At 51.2% G+C, this 14,789-nt stretch carries 18 protein-coding genes; all 18 read right to left on the bottom strand.

Translation table 11 applies throughout. From position 1 onward, the window contains the following. Window positions 1-6: 6 nt before the first annotated feature. Genes HGD79_RS00935 through HGD79_RS26455 form a run of 18 tightly spaced genes read right to left on the bottom strand, consistent with a single transcriptional unit; the run spans window position 7 to window position 14,208 of the window. Entirely contained in the window at window positions 7-1,500 is a 1,494-nt protein-coding gene (locus HGD79_RS00935; protein ID WP_168848249.1) for a phage tail sheath C-terminal domain-containing protein, read from the bottom strand. Window positions 1,501-1,505: 5 nt separating this feature from the next. Next, complete coding sequence (locus HGD79_RS00930) at window positions 1,506-1,739, bottom strand: hypothetical protein (RefSeq protein WP_001559300.1); 234 nt, start codon at window positions 1,737-1,739, stop codon at window positions 1,506-1,508. Window positions 1,740-1,744: 5 nt separating this feature from the next. Beyond that, window positions 1,745-2,698 carry a phage tail protein gene (locus HGD79_RS26460; RefSeq protein ID WP_224695425.1) on the bottom strand — a complete coding sequence of 318 codons (954 nt, stop codon included), beginning with the start codon at window positions 2,696-2,698 and terminating at the stop codon, window positions 1,745-1,747. After that, window positions 2,691-3,317, bottom strand: coding sequence for a phage tail protein I (locus HGD79_RS00920; RefSeq protein WP_139496439.1), 627 nt, complete (start codon window positions 3,315-3,317; stop codon window positions 2,691-2,693). The genes HGD79_RS26460 and HGD79_RS00920 overlap by 8 nt, the downstream gene beginning before the upstream one ends. Window positions 3,318-3,319: 2 nt before the next feature. Continuing rightward, window positions 3,320-4,210, bottom strand: coding sequence for a baseplate J/gp47 family protein (locus HGD79_RS00915; RefSeq protein WP_224695426.1), 891 nt, complete (start codon window positions 4,208-4,210; stop codon window positions 3,320-3,322). A gap of 26 nt (window positions 4,211-4,236) precedes the next feature. Continuing rightward, window positions 4,237-4,578 carry a GPW/gp25 family protein gene (locus HGD79_RS00910; RefSeq protein ID WP_047621011.1) on the bottom strand — a complete coding sequence of 114 codons (342 nt, stop codon included), beginning with the start codon at window positions 4,576-4,578 and terminating at the stop codon, window positions 4,237-4,239. A 2-nt stretch (window positions 4,579-4,580) separates the two neighbouring features. After that, window positions 4,581-5,483, bottom strand: a complete 903-nt coding sequence (locus tag HGD79_RS00905) for a phage baseplate assembly protein V (protein ID WP_039264469.1) — start codon at window positions 5,481-5,483, stop codon at window positions 4,581-4,583. Further along, window positions 5,464-6,000, bottom strand: a complete 537-nt coding sequence (locus tag HGD79_RS00900) for a hypothetical protein (RefSeq protein ID WP_139496440.1) — start codon at window positions 5,998-6,000, stop codon at window positions 5,464-5,466. The genes HGD79_RS00905 and HGD79_RS00900 overlap by 20 nt, the downstream gene beginning before the upstream one ends. Continuing rightward, window positions 5,997-6,677 carry a hypothetical protein gene (locus HGD79_RS00895; RefSeq protein WP_168848248.1) on the bottom strand — a complete coding sequence of 227 codons (681 nt, stop codon included), beginning with the start codon at window positions 6,675-6,677 and terminating at the stop codon, window positions 5,997-5,999. Before HGD79_RS00895 ends, HGD79_RS00900 begins: the two co-directional genes overlap by 4 nt. 31 nt (window positions 6,678-6,708) lie before the next feature. Then, window positions 6,709-7,089, bottom strand: a complete 381-nt coding sequence (locus HGD79_RS00890) for a hypothetical protein (protein ID WP_168848247.1) — start codon at window positions 7,087-7,089, stop codon at window positions 6,709-6,711. Further along, the gene (gpFI, locus tag HGD79_RS00885; RefSeq protein ID WP_039264474.1) at window positions 7,086-7,493 is read right to left on the bottom strand and encodes a DNA-packaging protein FI; all 408 of its coding nucleotides are present in this window, start codon (window positions 7,491-7,493) and stop codon (window positions 7,086-7,088) included. Before gpFI ends, HGD79_RS00890 begins: the two co-directional genes overlap by 4 nt. A gap of 30 nt (window positions 7,494-7,523) precedes the next feature. Next, complete coding sequence (locus HGD79_RS00880) at window positions 7,524-8,558, bottom strand: major capsid protein (protein WP_168848246.1); 1,035 nt, start codon at window positions 8,556-8,558, stop codon at window positions 7,524-7,526. A 58-nt stretch (window positions 8,559-8,616) separates the two neighbouring features. Further along, window positions 8,617-8,949, bottom strand: a complete 333-nt coding sequence (locus HGD79_RS00875; protein WP_042097817.1) for a head decoration protein — start codon at window positions 8,947-8,949, stop codon at window positions 8,617-8,619. Next, window positions 8,946-10,253: a S49 family peptidase gene (locus HGD79_RS00870; RefSeq protein WP_139496442.1), complete on the bottom strand. Its 1,308-nt coding sequence runs from the start codon at window positions 10,251-10,253 to the stop codon at window positions 8,946-8,948. The genes HGD79_RS00875 and HGD79_RS00870 overlap by 4 nt, the downstream gene beginning before the upstream one ends. Further along, window positions 10,253-11,824, bottom strand: coding sequence for a phage portal protein (locus HGD79_RS00865; RefSeq protein ID WP_139496443.1), 1,572 nt, complete (start codon window positions 11,822-11,824; stop codon window positions 10,253-10,255). Before HGD79_RS00865 ends, HGD79_RS00870 begins: the two co-directional genes overlap by 1 nt. Further along, window positions 11,821-12,054 carry a gpW family head-tail joining protein gene (gene gpW / locus HGD79_RS00860; protein WP_059245267.1) on the bottom strand — a complete coding sequence of 78 codons (234 nt, stop codon included), beginning with the start codon at window positions 12,052-12,054 and terminating at the stop codon, window positions 11,821-11,823. Before gpW ends, HGD79_RS00865 begins: the two co-directional genes overlap by 4 nt. Further along, on the bottom strand, window positions 12,051-13,928 hold the full coding sequence (locus HGD79_RS00855; RefSeq protein ID WP_247653392.1) for a terminase gpA endonuclease subunit: 1,878 nt from the start codon (window positions 13,926-13,928) through the stop codon (window positions 12,051-12,053). The genes gpW and HGD79_RS00855 overlap by 4 nt, the downstream gene beginning before the upstream one ends. Further along, window positions 13,903-14,208, bottom strand: coding sequence for a terminase small subunit (locus HGD79_RS26455; protein ID WP_247653383.1), 306 nt, complete (start codon window positions 14,206-14,208; stop codon window positions 13,903-13,905). The genes HGD79_RS00855 and HGD79_RS26455 overlap by 26 nt, the downstream gene beginning before the upstream one ends. Between the last annotated feature and the right edge of the window lie 581 nt (window positions 14,209-14,789).

Raw genomic sequence — 14,789 nt, 5'->3', positions numbered from 1 at the left:
AAATTATCAGGCTGTTTCTTTAAAAAGGGAGGCCAGTGCCTCAACTGTATAGTCATTATTAATACGGTACATTAACGTAATTGTTTGTGCCGGAGATTTCGGACCAAAATCAACATTAATATAAAGATTGCCAGCGGCCAGACTTTCTTTTGTATTCAGCTCACCGTCTAACCACGCACGCCCTCCGTTAATCGCACCCTGCTCCTCTAATTTGTGCAGATATGCGTTTATCGACTCGACAACGTCTGTTCCGAGATGCAGGTCTATCGGGCGATCAATAAAATCTGTCATCATTGCCCGGGCTATAGAATCTTCAATTACGTCAGCTGTCCGACGAACGCATTCAAACGACCATTGTGGATCCAGACTGCACAGATAGTTACCCCAGTGCCGGAATCCATCGTAGCGAATAATGGTGCTGACCTGGCTGGCGTTCAGTAGGTTCGCTGTGCAGTTTGTCTCACCAATAATAAAATCGTCGACTTGTTCAAGCCCTGTTATTCCATAAATATTTTGATTCGACTTACTCCACCAAAACCCTTTTTCATTATCAATTCTGGCTCGTAAACCAGCGGCGATAGCTGAATATGGACGGGACAGATCACTGAGATCGCCAGCTGAAAACACACGCGGGCGTAGTATTTCCATGCGCGCGCTATATTTATGGCGGCGGTTAACGACGTCTGCGGGCGATGCCGTGCGTGGAGAATCAATATAGCCGACTCCACGTAATTTATTTGTGACTACCTCCAGCGCGGCAGCGACGTCGTCATTAGCACTGTAATCAGGTGCAATCAAAATTCGTGGAGTCACCTGGTTTATCTGTCCCGATGTTAACATAGCGTTAATGCCGTTGATTACGTTCTCACGCTCTTTTGTCGCGTCTGTGTTTTCGTCTACGCGAACAACAACAATTAGCGCATCTGTCTGATTTAAAATATCAGTGATGGCTGCGGGGAGAGTGCCTGCTGCACCCAGGAGCGCCGCTTTTTTCTGACTACCTGCAATTAGTGTGGGTATGTTGACTGGAAATGGAGCGTCAGAACCGCCCGTCAGGCTCGTGACGGGCATCTGATAAACAATTCCATCATTTTTACTGGCCTCATCCAACGCTACAAAAATATAATCCTCCGCGTTCCGTCCCTCATTGTGAGTCAGAACGTCTTGTGACAGCACCTCTGGCGTTGTTGTGCTATCTGTTCCGAGCGTTAATTTTATTGTCCCGTCCGGTAACGTGTTATATCCGTATTTAATTCCAGAAATGCCCTTCTTAATAATTTCAACTGCAAATTTATTTCCGTAACTCCCTGAATAAACCGGGAGAAATGTCACCACATTATCTGACAAGGGTGACCCCCATGTTAATGAAGCTCTTCCTCCCAGCCCAACATCCGGTGCAGTACCAACAATCCCGATAACCGAAATATCTACCGCGCTGATCTCTTTTGTGCCGTCGTCGTATTCAAGCGTGCGGGGGCCGTGCAAAAAATTAGTGCTCATTAATTTTACTCTCCTGATTCGATTATAATTGGAGCCACATATTCAGCAACATCACCAAATTCACCGCAAGCGGCGCGCTCGTATAACTCTCGGCCATATAATGTGGAGTCTGTTTTAGATGCAGTAAATAAAATAGCATTACCGATCCCTTGTATGTCACAGACAATATCAATACTGTTATTCGATGCGCTGGAATAGCGCTGTGTTTTTATATTTGAAAAGTTATCAATTGTTATCATTTGTTTTACGCTATCCTCGTGAAATTAGTTGCAAATTTGCCAGTATAGATATCTTCACCAGCCCCGGAAGATGGCTCATAGCTCTGGGGGATCAGTCCGCACAATTGCCAAATACCAGGCAATGGCTCACTTCCAAAAGTTAGCGTAAGCGTGGCTTCGCTCATAGAGCCGACACCTCCGGTATATTTCCATTGAATGCATGCAGGGGAAATTATCGAACCTTGTAACTGATCACCAGGTTTATAGTGCATTACAGTAGAGTTATCGAATGTAAATCCAGCATAAACAACTGAGCCGACAGCTGCAAACGCAGGCACCGCCGGTGCAGGGTCATCGTTAGCATCAATTAAATCATCAACGTCTTCTTTGGTGTAATAATTATCAAGATTTACGCCGATATTTTCTCGCGCCGTTTTTTGCGCCACCGTGCCTTTATCTTTAATTTCAGATAAATTTTTACCTATCTGCAAATATCGTTTATCGGCATCTGCCTGGCTCATTCCGCTACTGTTATCAATAACAACGTTAACAGTAGACGTGCTGGACACCGCGAGAGTGTATTTATACGTGATTGAAATCAGCGCGCCGTTGCTGTCCGTAGGTTTTAAAATATCCGGTGAACGTGCAACTGAGTACAGTTCCCCTTTATCTGTTAATATCCCCACCTCGCGGATGGTATAACCGCCGGTTTCCGGCGGTACGTACAGTGTAAAAATGACCTGATTACCGCTATTTTCTGACGATTTAATATCTCCGCGATACGTCTCGTGAATTAATGCCGTTCTGGCCGGGTCTGGTGTTACGTCGTCATTTCCGTTCGCGTCACCAATAACGAATTTATTTAGCACTACCGGCACGCCTGACGCCAGCGCCGCAGCTTCTAATTGCGCGCCACGGTCTGTCAGCACCGCATAAACTTGGCTCGCGTTAGCTTTCAGATTTGATTTTAATTTAGCCATTGGGTCCAATCTCCACTAACAGACTCACGATTGGCGAGCCTGATATATATAATCCGCCATTTAATTTCACGCCACCATCACCATCTGCCGGTATATTTACGCCTATTTTTGTGTAAGGAGTTCCAGCTATAAAAAATTCCCCTTCCACACCTGTTTCGAAATTTATTTCTTTTAATAAAGAGCAACAATTTTTTGCATCAAATATTTGTGCAATAAATGTATTCAATAGCTCTAAATCTAACCCCATATTTTTTAGCAGATATATTTTAATTGCGAATGTATACGGGTCGTCCCTGGGCGCGGCTTCGAACCACTCTCTTATTTTGCTCTCAAATCCAACTGTTAATAACGCTCGTTCAACAGCTCCACGCGTTCCGCGGTGCTTGTTCTGCCACGCAGCTGCTTTAATAATTTCGCGTTTTTGCTGCTCGCTCCAGTCGGGGTTCCAGTAGGTGACGGCGTATTCCCACGCAAGCCACGGCAACAGATTTGCAGGACACAAATCGGGATTCTTAATAATTCGAATATCGCCAGGCAGATCGCCGACGTGAGATAAAACGGCTTCCAGCGCTCTTTCTGGTGTTACTGCGTTAGGAGGCAGTACACTCTGGCTCGTCATTGTCACCCCATCTGTACGCTGAGTTTAATTTCGGTGCAATATGGTGCCTGTCCGACACCTGCAATGACGTCCTCTGTCGGCGATATCAGAATCACACGTTCGGTGCCGTCACGATGTATTGCGTCGTAAATTCCCGACAGGGCTGCTGTTGCCCCGATTTTATGTTGCGTGGTCACGTAGACCGCCAGGTCGCTCTGCGCGCCGTTGAGTAATACGTTCTGGTCGGGACCGAGCCCCGCTACGATAACGGCCTCAACCCGGTAATTCAGGTTCGACGCAGGTTTTACGGTCACGAAATCAGTTAGTGGCCGAGTGTCGTCAGGAGACAGGGCCGCATTCACTGTATTCAGTAGTGATTGCGGGGGTACACCGTCGCCTGTCCGGGACAAAACGTACATATCGACGTACCCTGGCTGAGTCACAGGCGGGCCGTATGCCTGCGCTGACAGAACATCGGGATCACTCGATAGCGCGAAATAGTTATACGCGTTTGTACTGCCGGCAGTATTACGCGCGTACCATGATAGTTGTATGCGATGACGATACTCGTCGTCACTCTCGTAAACCGCTTCAGTCGGGGGGACTGAGTCGGGATTAGCTGGCGTTATCAACAGCCGCAGGCAGTCAAAATTAGCGCCAATCTGGTCGAGGTCAGTCCCTTTTGCAAACGCGAGCAATACAGCGAGCATCCCCTGATTTACCCGAGCTGTAATAATGATTTCTCTGTATGCAACTATTTCCAGCAGTTTAACTGCCGGGTCTGACTCCAGGAGTGCGTTAAATTGTGGATATAATATCTGCAGCTCTGACAGTAGATTAGATTTAACATCTGAAAATAACGGGGTTTTAACGAATGCTGGCGGCGGCAGCAGACTCATATCAATAGTTTTCACTATCGAGTTCTGAACTGTTGATGTTATCAAAATATCAGCTCCATATTATTAAACTCTAATCGCTGTTGTGTTTCGATATCTGTTGCGATAATTAATATTGTTATTTTCCCGATATCCACTGCTAACACATTTATTCTGTCAATTCTGACGCGTGGTTCCCAGCGTGCTATTGCGCCAGCACTTTCCATGATTATCCGTATAGCCAGTGATGGATCTGTGGGATTATCAACGAGGTCAAATAATTTGCTCCCATATTCCGGCAGCATTACACGGGTTCCCAGCGGGGTCGTTAAAATATCAACGATAGACTGACAAATGTGGTCAACCCCGGATAAAGGTTTACCAGTGTTACGGTCCATTCCAAGCATATTTACGCCATTGGTTGGTTCGGTTGTTGTGTTTCCCCGTCCGGGCATGTATGAGTGTGTCCGTTATACGTTGTGCGGACTTCAGTTATTGTGCCTTGTCGATCCTGCACCTCTTGTCCTGCTAACACACTACCGCGAGTTGTGATATTACCTGTTCCACCGTTATCTCCAGTGACAGAAATATCGTTACGGAATGTCGCTAATTTATCTACAATTAATGTCTCGGTGATATGCGTTGGACCAGCTAGTGTTATCCCACCCGGAGCCCACGCACTGATTGTTTGAGCTGTCAGCGATATTCTGTTCGCAGCAGTAACACTAACAGAACTCGTTGCTATAACGTTCACTAAATCAGCATGTGCGTTAATTGTGTCTGTTGCTGTCACATTAATAATGTCAGCGTCTGCGTTAATTAATTTTCCACCGTGAATATTGACAACGTTTTCGCTATTAATAGTAACGTCTGCACGTCCGAATATTTCTATTTCAGACTCACCGAGTATTTTTACTACGCCGTCCGGTACGCCCTGCCATGTCAGAGTGTGATTTTTTGTGTTATACGTCATCGTAGCCCCGTCACAGTATGCAGTGACATGATCATGGGGGTCATTACTGGGCGGAGCTTTGTTGTCAATGTGCAGCCCGAGCATAACTACGCCGTTCCGCGTGTCCCCACCCTCAGAAACAACAGTAACGGGATCGCCCACTGATGGTGCGCTCCAGTCGACGCGTTCTGAGGTGGCGTGAGTAAACCACTGCAGCCAGCCTGACTGGTGTTCGCCACCAAATGAGACTCGGCAGCGGGGAGGATTCATTTTAACTGCAGCTATCGTGCCTCGTTTAACTGCGTCACGCAGCCTGCGCGCGTTCTCCGCTGCAGCATATTCATCGTCCGATTGGGCCATAGTAGTCGCCCTCATGTTCTGCGCCGATATCTGGCGCTATTCCGACATATAAATTTTTCAGGGTTCCCTGTGATGGGTAATCGAAAATATCGGGACCAACGCCGACAACCTGCGTGAACGACACGCACTGAACTGAATGCGAACCGACTGACTGCCCGTTTTTAATCCAGTCACACGGTTCCGCGTCGCTGAATTTTGCCGGTTTAGTTCCGGGACCGAACATTCGCCCATCAATCCAGCTCGTCATATAGAGCGCTGCATTCTGCGATTTCAGTCCGTACTGATCTGCAGCAAACTCACGCAGCAAATACAAATTACACGACAGCTCGACTGACTGAATTGAGCCTGGAACAGCTTCGTCACTCTGTGACCAGTTGCTGATTTCCAGGAACAGAGCTGGCGTTTCAAATCCTGCCGGAATTTCTGGATAAATGCCGAATGTTTTGATGAACGGTATTTGTAAAACCGCGCCTTTAACGCGATCAAGATATTCGTCAAATGCATCCAGCCCGCTCATAATCGTTTCCCTGTTTTTGGGTCTACGTGGACATTACCTTTCACTCGACCGCGTAAATCTTTCTCAAAAAAGCCCATAAAAACAGAGCCAATGTTTTCAAAAATATAATCATCGATAGCATCCTCCAGCGCGTCGTGCACAGGTACGCGAGCCTCTTCGATTCCTCCGCGAGCCAGCCGAATCCAGACACTTTTCGCACCGTAGCGCTTAGCTACGAATGAATCTGGCCAACTCATCATCGCCAGCCCTGCACTTTTGGGTGTAAAAGCCGCCCCTCGAGCGCCTTTTTTTGTTTTCAAAAATTGACCGGTCTCTGGATTGCGAGGCTGCTTCTGCTTCCTGGGATTTTGTAATCGCCCCTTTAGCTCAGATACACGGAAATCGTTCAGGCCGTACCAGAGTTTTACGCTACTCAGATCTCCTGCCCCTTCTTTTGTAAAATTGCGGCGCTTAATGAACGGTTTGATTCGTTTATTTACGGCCTTATGATTTTTAGCTGCCAGTGCAGTCAAAATCATTCCTGCTGAAATTCGGTGCATATGCTTTGCAGTTCGGTTCAGCGCTCTGTTGTATGCCATCAGCATCTGATGTTGCGTCGCGCTGATTTCGACTCTGAGCTGCTCCAGCGCCGAAACATCGATATCGAACATCTGCGCGTTACTACGTAAATCGGCCACGGTTCCCCCTTAAGTGGGACCGCGGTCCCACTTAGTATTTTGAATACTCGCTGTTTTCGCTGGACGTGTGAGGCTCTAAAAAAATATTCGTGAGACCGATGCCATCCGGTTGAGGCTCTTTAACCACGTAATCGGTCCAGTCAGACCAGGTAACAGAGCCGTCAGCAGCGATACTGCGCTGCTTTGGGACCTGGACAACGTCACGCGCAACAACGCCAGCGACGTCGTCTGAAAGCGCTGTCAGGCTCGTTACTGTACCGGTAATAAAACCAGCGTGAGGAATGTCAACGCGCGCGTAAGGCTCGTTGAAAATAGCGATAATAGGGTCGGTTTTACCGCGTAATTTAACGGGCCGTCCCCACTCACGGATCATCTCCTCGTCGCCAGCCCGGAGGTCATCGTAGTAGCTCATAGCGCGTAAACGTGATCAGCTGCGATGAGGTCTGCAACCTCCGGTGAATCAACAACAATTTCCCGGCCAGCAGCAACAATCTCGCGAACGCGACGCCCGTTCACGTAGTGATAAACGTCCAGCGTGTTACGCAGTCTGACGCGGCGCGTGGCGGGGGACAGTTCTGGTTGTGACGTCGTGCTCGCGATTGACGGTTGTTCGGCACCGTCACCATCATCTGATGCGCTTGCATTAGTGTCGGCATCACTCTCGTCGCCGGATTGCTCGTTCAGAATATCGAGCTCTGACTCAGCGCCGGCGACGATTGATTCCAGTTCCGCAATAGTCCCGCTACGCGGTAATTCGCGACCAAGCTGGGCGCTCAGATCATCGATGCGCGCCAGCAATTCTGTTTTTGTGCTCATGTTGATTCCTTAAAAAGAGCCTTTCGGCTCTTACGCGATTTTTACGACGACGAACGCATCAGCGTCCGTGAGCACCATTGCTGGCGCGGATTGAGTCATTGTCTGCGTCACTGCCGGATCACCGGTCGTCGTCCAGACTTTTGGATAGCGCGTGGCCTCGCAGATCCCCTCTTTCAGCGCGTCTTCGTCCTGAATCGCGCCATACGTGCGGAGTCCGCGATTTTTTGTGTTGCCCAGGATCATCGTGTTATCCGGCATATAACGCGTTTCAATGCCTGTTACAGGGTCAATATATTGCCCCTTGTAAACGAACAGCGCCGTGTCGCCGTAATAGCCCTTAAAGCTAACGACATCGCCCAGGTTTTTCAGCGCGACTTCGAGCTGGCTGTTTGAGCCACGGCGCGTATCCAGTGCCGTCCAGAATTTTTTAAAGCGCTTCAACTGCTTCCAGGCTTTACCGTCCATGATGATCACGTTAACAGCACCGGAGGCGAGGTCTGCATAGGATTCGATATCGTCGCTCGGGTCATACGTTTCCGCGTCCTGAGTAGACCAGGCTGTCGAACCGGACTGAGTGACGTTATTCGTCGCGCTGCGGCTCATATCGATCTCATAGGTCTCGATATTGCTGCCGGAGACTGTGTATTTACCGTACAGAACCGCCTGCACTGCCTGGAACTCTTCGAGCTGACTGATGCTGAGTTCCTCGTCGAGCAGGTTCTGCATGATGATTTTTGCACGACGTTCGACCGGCGTTTCCGGCTGACCAATTTGCTCACCGGCGGCGCGCTTAATGCTCATATTCGGATTGATCGTGTGTTTCGGCTTCGTGTAACCCGGTTTGAAATGGTTCGTTGAATAGCCGCGAGTGTGGTCAACTTTGCCGGTGATCATCGGCGCGCAATACACGGCCATGTTCACTTTTCCCGGGATTTTATCCAGAAAAACCTCTTCGCTCGTAAACGTGTAGGTCTCACGGAAAAACAGTCTTAAAAACAAAGGATTGAACTTAAATACCTGCTGTGTCGCGGTAATCAGTTCTGACGTAGTAAACGAATCGCTCATTTAGATATCCTGTATAAAAAAACCGCCCGGAGGCGGCTTGTTTTGAGTTTTTTTGCCATCAGCCGACGCTGACTGGCGTACCAGCAAACGCTGATTTGCGTTTAGCTACGTCGGTAACCGTACCCCAATTGATCGCCGTGTAACGGAACGAGCCTGATTTGTAGTACGAGCAGTCTGCAGAACTGGAACCCGTATTAACTGCGGTGGCTGTGAGGCCAATGGCCTTACCGACTGAACCGTCCCAGACTTTAAACGTGCCGGCGGTAGCGTCTAGCATAATCGGTGTCAGCCGGGGTACGTTGATCCCACCCTGAAAATGACCGACGGTCGTAACAACGAGATCAGGTCCCAGAATAAAATCATCCGGGCTATACGTTTCTGTGGTCATCATTCATCCCCTAAAATTGAACGCCCTGCCGCGACCAGCATCGAGACGTTTGCGGTTGTTCCTGTTGCCGTGGTGCTACCGGCATCCTGAATAGTCGCCGGTGATTCAGTGCTCATTAGTGTATCGAGCGCCGTTTCGGTCCGCGCCTGCGCCGTTTGCGGTGCTGCCGCGAGTACCAGCTGCGCCTGCTCGACGGTCATCCCGGGGACGCCAGCGAGCGCTTTTGCCTGCGCCTCGCGCCCAACAGCTTCGGGACAATTGATGATGGCCATCACGCGCGCCAGTTCGCTCGATGCGGCGTCCGCGCGAATCTGATCCGCGTTGGACTCAACCGGCGCGACCGTAGTCGTGGCCGCGGTCTGTTCTGTGGTCGTGGTCTCCGCCGTGGTTTCTGTACCTGGCATAAATCGCTCCATTTTTGGTTTCAGTGCGTCGGCCATCACTGCGATAGCGTCCGCGTAATTAACGAGTTGATCAGCGAGACCAGATTTAATCGCGTCCGCGCCGATAAATACTGCGGCCTCCGTGGCCAGCACCCTGGATTTTTTCAGACCGGTATAATCTGATACCTTTTGCGCGAACTGCTCGCGTGTGCTGTTAATACTCAGCTGGAATTCGTCGCGAACGTCGTCGGGCAACTGGGAATACGGGTTACCGTCGACCTTGTGCGCACCGGCGTAAATCAGCGTCACGTCAACGCCGGCAATCTCCAGTGCCTTTTCGACGCAGCGGTGGGCCATCAGGACGCCGATTGAACCAACCGTGCCGGTCTGCGTTATCAGCCGGCGCGAACACGCTGACGCCAGCAAATATGCGGCGCTGCAGGCCGTATCGCTGGCCAGCGCCCACACCGGTTTTTGCTCTCGCGCCCGGGCGATTAAATCAGCAGTATCAAACGCGCCGGCAACCTCCCCGCCTGGGGAGTCAATATCCAGCAAAATCCCCTTAACATCGGGGTCAGAAATCGCCTGCTGCAGGCGTTTTACGATTCCGTCGTAACCGCTCATACCGCTAACCGGATTGATATAACCCAATTTATGAACCAGTGTCCCCGTAACCGGCAGAACAGCTATACCACGCTCCACGCGGTACGATTTCTGACGTGTTCGCTCGCTGCTGTCCCACCCCATCGCGAGCGCGTTCATTTCGTCGCTGTTCATTACCTCTCCGGACGCTGTATCAATCAGTCGCCCGGTACCGAACCGGTCGCTCAGCGCTGAAAAAAACACCCGCGCGTAGGCGGGCTCCAGCAAAAGCGGTTGATTGAACGCCCTGGCGGCGAGGTGCGGAAAATTGTTCCACGGCATCAGTTACCTCCCCAGCCGTTATCGTTTGTATTTGAGGGGTGAGATACAGACCAGGACGGCTCGCTCAGCCCCATTTCACGCCGGCGCTGAATTTCGTATTCCTGCTGCTCCATGACCTCCTCGTAATCCTGTCCCTGCAGAGCCAGTTCGTTCTGATACGTGCTGAGGCCGGTTGTGATCCTCATGGCGCTCTCCTGAACCTCTTTCAGTCCGTCGATCGCCATTCGGCCAGCACCGATCCAGAGCGCGTTCGTCCAGGAGTTCCGCGCCTCATAAAACGACCGAACCGCGGAGCGAGGCAGAGTGATAATCCCGCGTGCCAGCGCCTCTTCAAACCAGCAGCAGAACATCAGCGAAGCCTGTCGCGCGGCGATAAAACGCCTGCGCCCCATAAAAAACCGCCAGCTCACGTTCGCGCTGGCCCGGGCGCTGGAGTAACTGACCTGGCTGTAGTCCCGGCTCAGCTCCTCGTATGACGCGCCGACGCCGGCGGCAACGTAACGCAGGAGTGATTTTTCCAGCGAACTGAAACCAGCGTCAGCGTTCTGAGCTGTCTGTAAACTGAGTTTGTCGCCGGGATGCAGGTGAGGCACTTTCACGCCACCGAGCTTGATATTTGCGCCGTTGTAGTACGTCACGTAACTCTGAATAAACGAATTCAGTGGATTCGCGTCAATATCAGTACCCGCGCCGGCGATATATTCAAACGCCTGCTGACTGTCGAGCTCTGATTCGATTGTCGCGGCATACATGGCCTTAACAATCGCGCTCTGCAGCTGTGTTTGCTGCAGCGTATCGAGCATTTTCAGGCGTTCCATTACGCTGTAAAAAATGTTGTCCCCGCGGGTCTGTCCGTCCTCGAGCGGCTCGAATATGTGGATGAATGCGTGTCTGCCGCTGCTGAGCTGTGCGGGGATACGCCGGCATTTACCGACTCCGCCGAGGGGGTAGGTATCCTCGGCTATCCAGTACCCGACCGCGGCCCCGTTTTTATCGATATCAACACCGGCGCGGCGAAATTGGGTGTCAGCTGCGTAACCCGGATTTCGAATTCGTTTTGGTGAGACCATTTTGAATCGCGTCCGAAAAACGCTGCCGGCACTACTCTCCCAGACTGGTTGTACGCAGGTTTCACCGTTAAACGCGTGAGTGGCCACACCCTCGCGGATCATCATTGTGAACGTCCGTTTCCGTTCGATATCAATAGTGCAGTGAGGGTCCTCGGCGTATTCAGTCCACGCTACCTCGACGTCACGCGCCAGCGCCCTGGCGTCCTCGCGAGATATGCCGAGGTAACGCCAGTTAGGGCGATAACTCAGTTTAAACAGATTGCCGACGATATGATCCTGGTGCAGCTGCACGGCGTTCGACGCGACGCCGTTATTGCGAACGAGATCGTCTGCTCGCGCGTTACCGCGATAAAAATTAGGCAGCAGTGCCGCGTCGGCACTTTGCTGTGGTGCATTCCAGTCAATCAGCTGGCCACCGAAGCCGGGACCGCCGCCGTTATACCCCGCGTAACGGCGTAGTGGCGTTTTACCGTCAGGCCCGAGCAGCTGCTGAGCAGTCATAATCGAACTCCCACGGGACGGCGGCGTCCCGTACTCAGACCGAGCTGTGATTTCAGCTCGATAATGTACGTTCGGAGCTGTTCAATACTCGCCTGGGAGTACTGATAGCTCCGGTTATTTCCCGCTGAATCGCCGTGAGACAGCGATACAGTCGATCTACCCGTTAATAATTTGTGCAGGGCAATTTCAGCTTCCAGCAACCGTTCTGTTAAAACCTCGCGCGACGTCATGAGCTTCCTCCAAGCATTCGGGCCATCTCCTCGAGAGACAGTTTGTTTTGTGATTTTTTCCGTTGCTCAGCGAGCGTCTCGAGATTGAGCTGGAAACGAATTTTACTGATACGCAGCGCTGCCAGCCCGTACACCCAACAGTCGAGCGCCTCATTTCGCCGGCCCTGGTTGTCCCAGCGATAAACGACGCGACCGTTAATGAGTTTTGGGATCAGAACTTCGGAGACGAGCTGTTTTGCTTCTGTTGTGCCGAATATTTCGTCGTCGTTGGGAAAATGAATCGCGCCTGGTGTCGCCGATTTGGGGTCGGGTTCCAGCGGCAGACGCATCGCGAGCAGGTCTTTTGCCGTATCAGTACCGATTAACGACAAATAAACTTTATTCGCGTTACGTGTACGCGGCATATTAACGACTGGCTGGCCGTATGAGCTCGCGCCTTTAATTGGAATGACCCACAGCGGACCGAGTTTCAGCGAGCGGTTATAAACGACCTGCGCATCTATGCCGCCGGTATCCCACGCCCAGCGACTGACGCCGATTGTGGTCCCGTCACTGCGCCGATATTGTTTGCGAATAACACCATCAACACGCTGCAGTGTGTCCTCCTCGTCGTAGCGACCGAGGACGATTGTTTTATCAATCAGCCAGCACTCTTCCTCCGCTCCCCAGCCCCACACGTAACACTCGTAGCGCCCGGACGTTTGAGAGTCGATGCCGCCGGTTATATAAACAACACCGTCAGGAACCTGGCTGGCATATTGTTCCCGGCGATTAACGAGAATATCGTGCTCCAGCTGCTCGCTGGCCACGTCGCTCCAGAGTTCGCCGAGCGTCGTGTTATGAAACGTCTTCTCTTTGAGCGGGTCGCCTTTCGCTTTCAGCCACTCGCTGACAATCTCGCCCCAGCCGTCGAGGTTTAGTGAATACAGGGCGTTTATCACGATCGCCGCGTGTTTCGGCGCGCGAACGACGCCACCGTCGTGATCAAAAAAATGGATTCCGTCCTGGGTCCAGGTGCAGTCTTCAGCTATCCAGCGCCCCGCGAGCTCCATTTTTTCGAGATCGCGATAGTAAAAATGCTCCGGGCAGTGGCAGCACTGATAATACGCGGACGACGATTTCGCCTCATTTGTTTGCAGGCTGTCATCCCACTTGAGACCGTATTCGATACCGTCGAAACCAAATACCAGGACCTGCTCTTCACCACAGTGAGGGCATTTCAGGTAAAAACGAAACGTCAGATCGGCAGCGTCTTCAAGCATTTCGATATGACTTTTGCCGGTGACTGTCGGTGTCGAACCGAAAATCGCCTTCGGATACGCTGCCCCTTTAATTCGAACGAGCGCCAGCTCGATGGGCGAGCCCTCGCCTTTACCTTTTTTAGCAACCTCCAGAGGCCAGCCGTCGACCTCGTCACCCTCGACAACCTGTTTCGTTAGTCGCCGGAAATTTCCTGGCGTACTCGCGCCGCGAAAATCGATAATCGCGCCGTTCATTTCTTTACGCTGGAGATTGTTACGCTCGTTGCTTTTATCCCAGTCGGGGAAAATTTTCTGAATAATCGGCATTTCGGCGATCGCTGGATCAACCTCATCGGCAACGAATCCATCCGATTCGTCATCGATAGGCTGATAGACCACGGCACTACGTTTTTTGTGCTCAGCGAAATAGAGCAACGCCGCCACGAGTATTTTTGTGTAGCCGAGACGAGCTGATTTGCGAACGGACACGATTTTTATCGCGTCGTTCGTCATCATATTCAACATCACAATCTGGACCGGCTGAGTCGTCCAGTGGCCAGCAATATGGCTGGAGCCTTCGGGGAGGTAAAAATATTTATCAGCCCACTCAACCCCCGTCATCGGTATCGTCACGCGCAAGGGATTCAACCCTGTCGAGATCGCGTTCGATAGCGCTGACATCGTAATCGCTGAAGTCGACTCGTATGTCTGCCAGTTCATTCAGGGCTATCGCCAGCTCCTCTCGTAATACACTGCTCGCCTCCTGCGGCATCTCCGGCCAGACCTTTTTCAGGCGTGGTGGCCACGATTCAACGCGGGTACGTAATTCGACTGCGACACGAGATACAGCGACGCTGATTAATTCAATCGGCGCGTAGCGTTTAGCTAGGATGCGCCGTTTTACTCGGGCCATCAGGATTCGCTCCTGTCGTTCCTCGTTTTTCAGCCACTGCTCGCGATTTTTTTCGGGAGAATTGTCCCCCACTTCCGGTTCGTCAGTACCAACTGTGTCACGTCTATTACTCCGGAGATAATGAATATAGAAATGGCGCCAGGCGTCTAGCTCCCAATCACCACGTCCTTGTGGGACTGGTGCTCCCGGAAGTTTTGCGAGATCGCGCAGACGACGATCTGATAGCAGTAAATGTGCTGCGACCTCAGCCTGACTTGCCATTAAAAATCCTCACCGGAACCGGAAATACACAATATGAAAAAATACTAAAAATGAGTGAGTTTTTGCGCGTCTACCGACCCTCGGTGTTTTGAATTTCGGAAAGGACCCGCGACCAGGGGGGCTATATCCCTTTCAGGACAGGAATCGGGGGCTCGTATCAGGTTCATCAAACTCGACTGTAGCCTCGCGGCGTACTTGTTTGCATACATCAGCTTTGTGTATCTGATTATCAGCGTAAGCTTTCACTTTGGCAGCGAGCCATCCTTTTGCGCTGTATCGATAGACTACCGAACAAAGTTTTCCCTATGTGTATATATCTT

The organism is Escherichia sp. SCLE84, from assembly GCF_012584495.1.
Classification (GTDB): domain Bacteria; phylum Pseudomonadota; class Gammaproteobacteria; order Enterobacterales; family Enterobacteriaceae; genus ECMA0423.
This window is presented reverse-complemented; position numbering and strand designations above follow the sequence as displayed.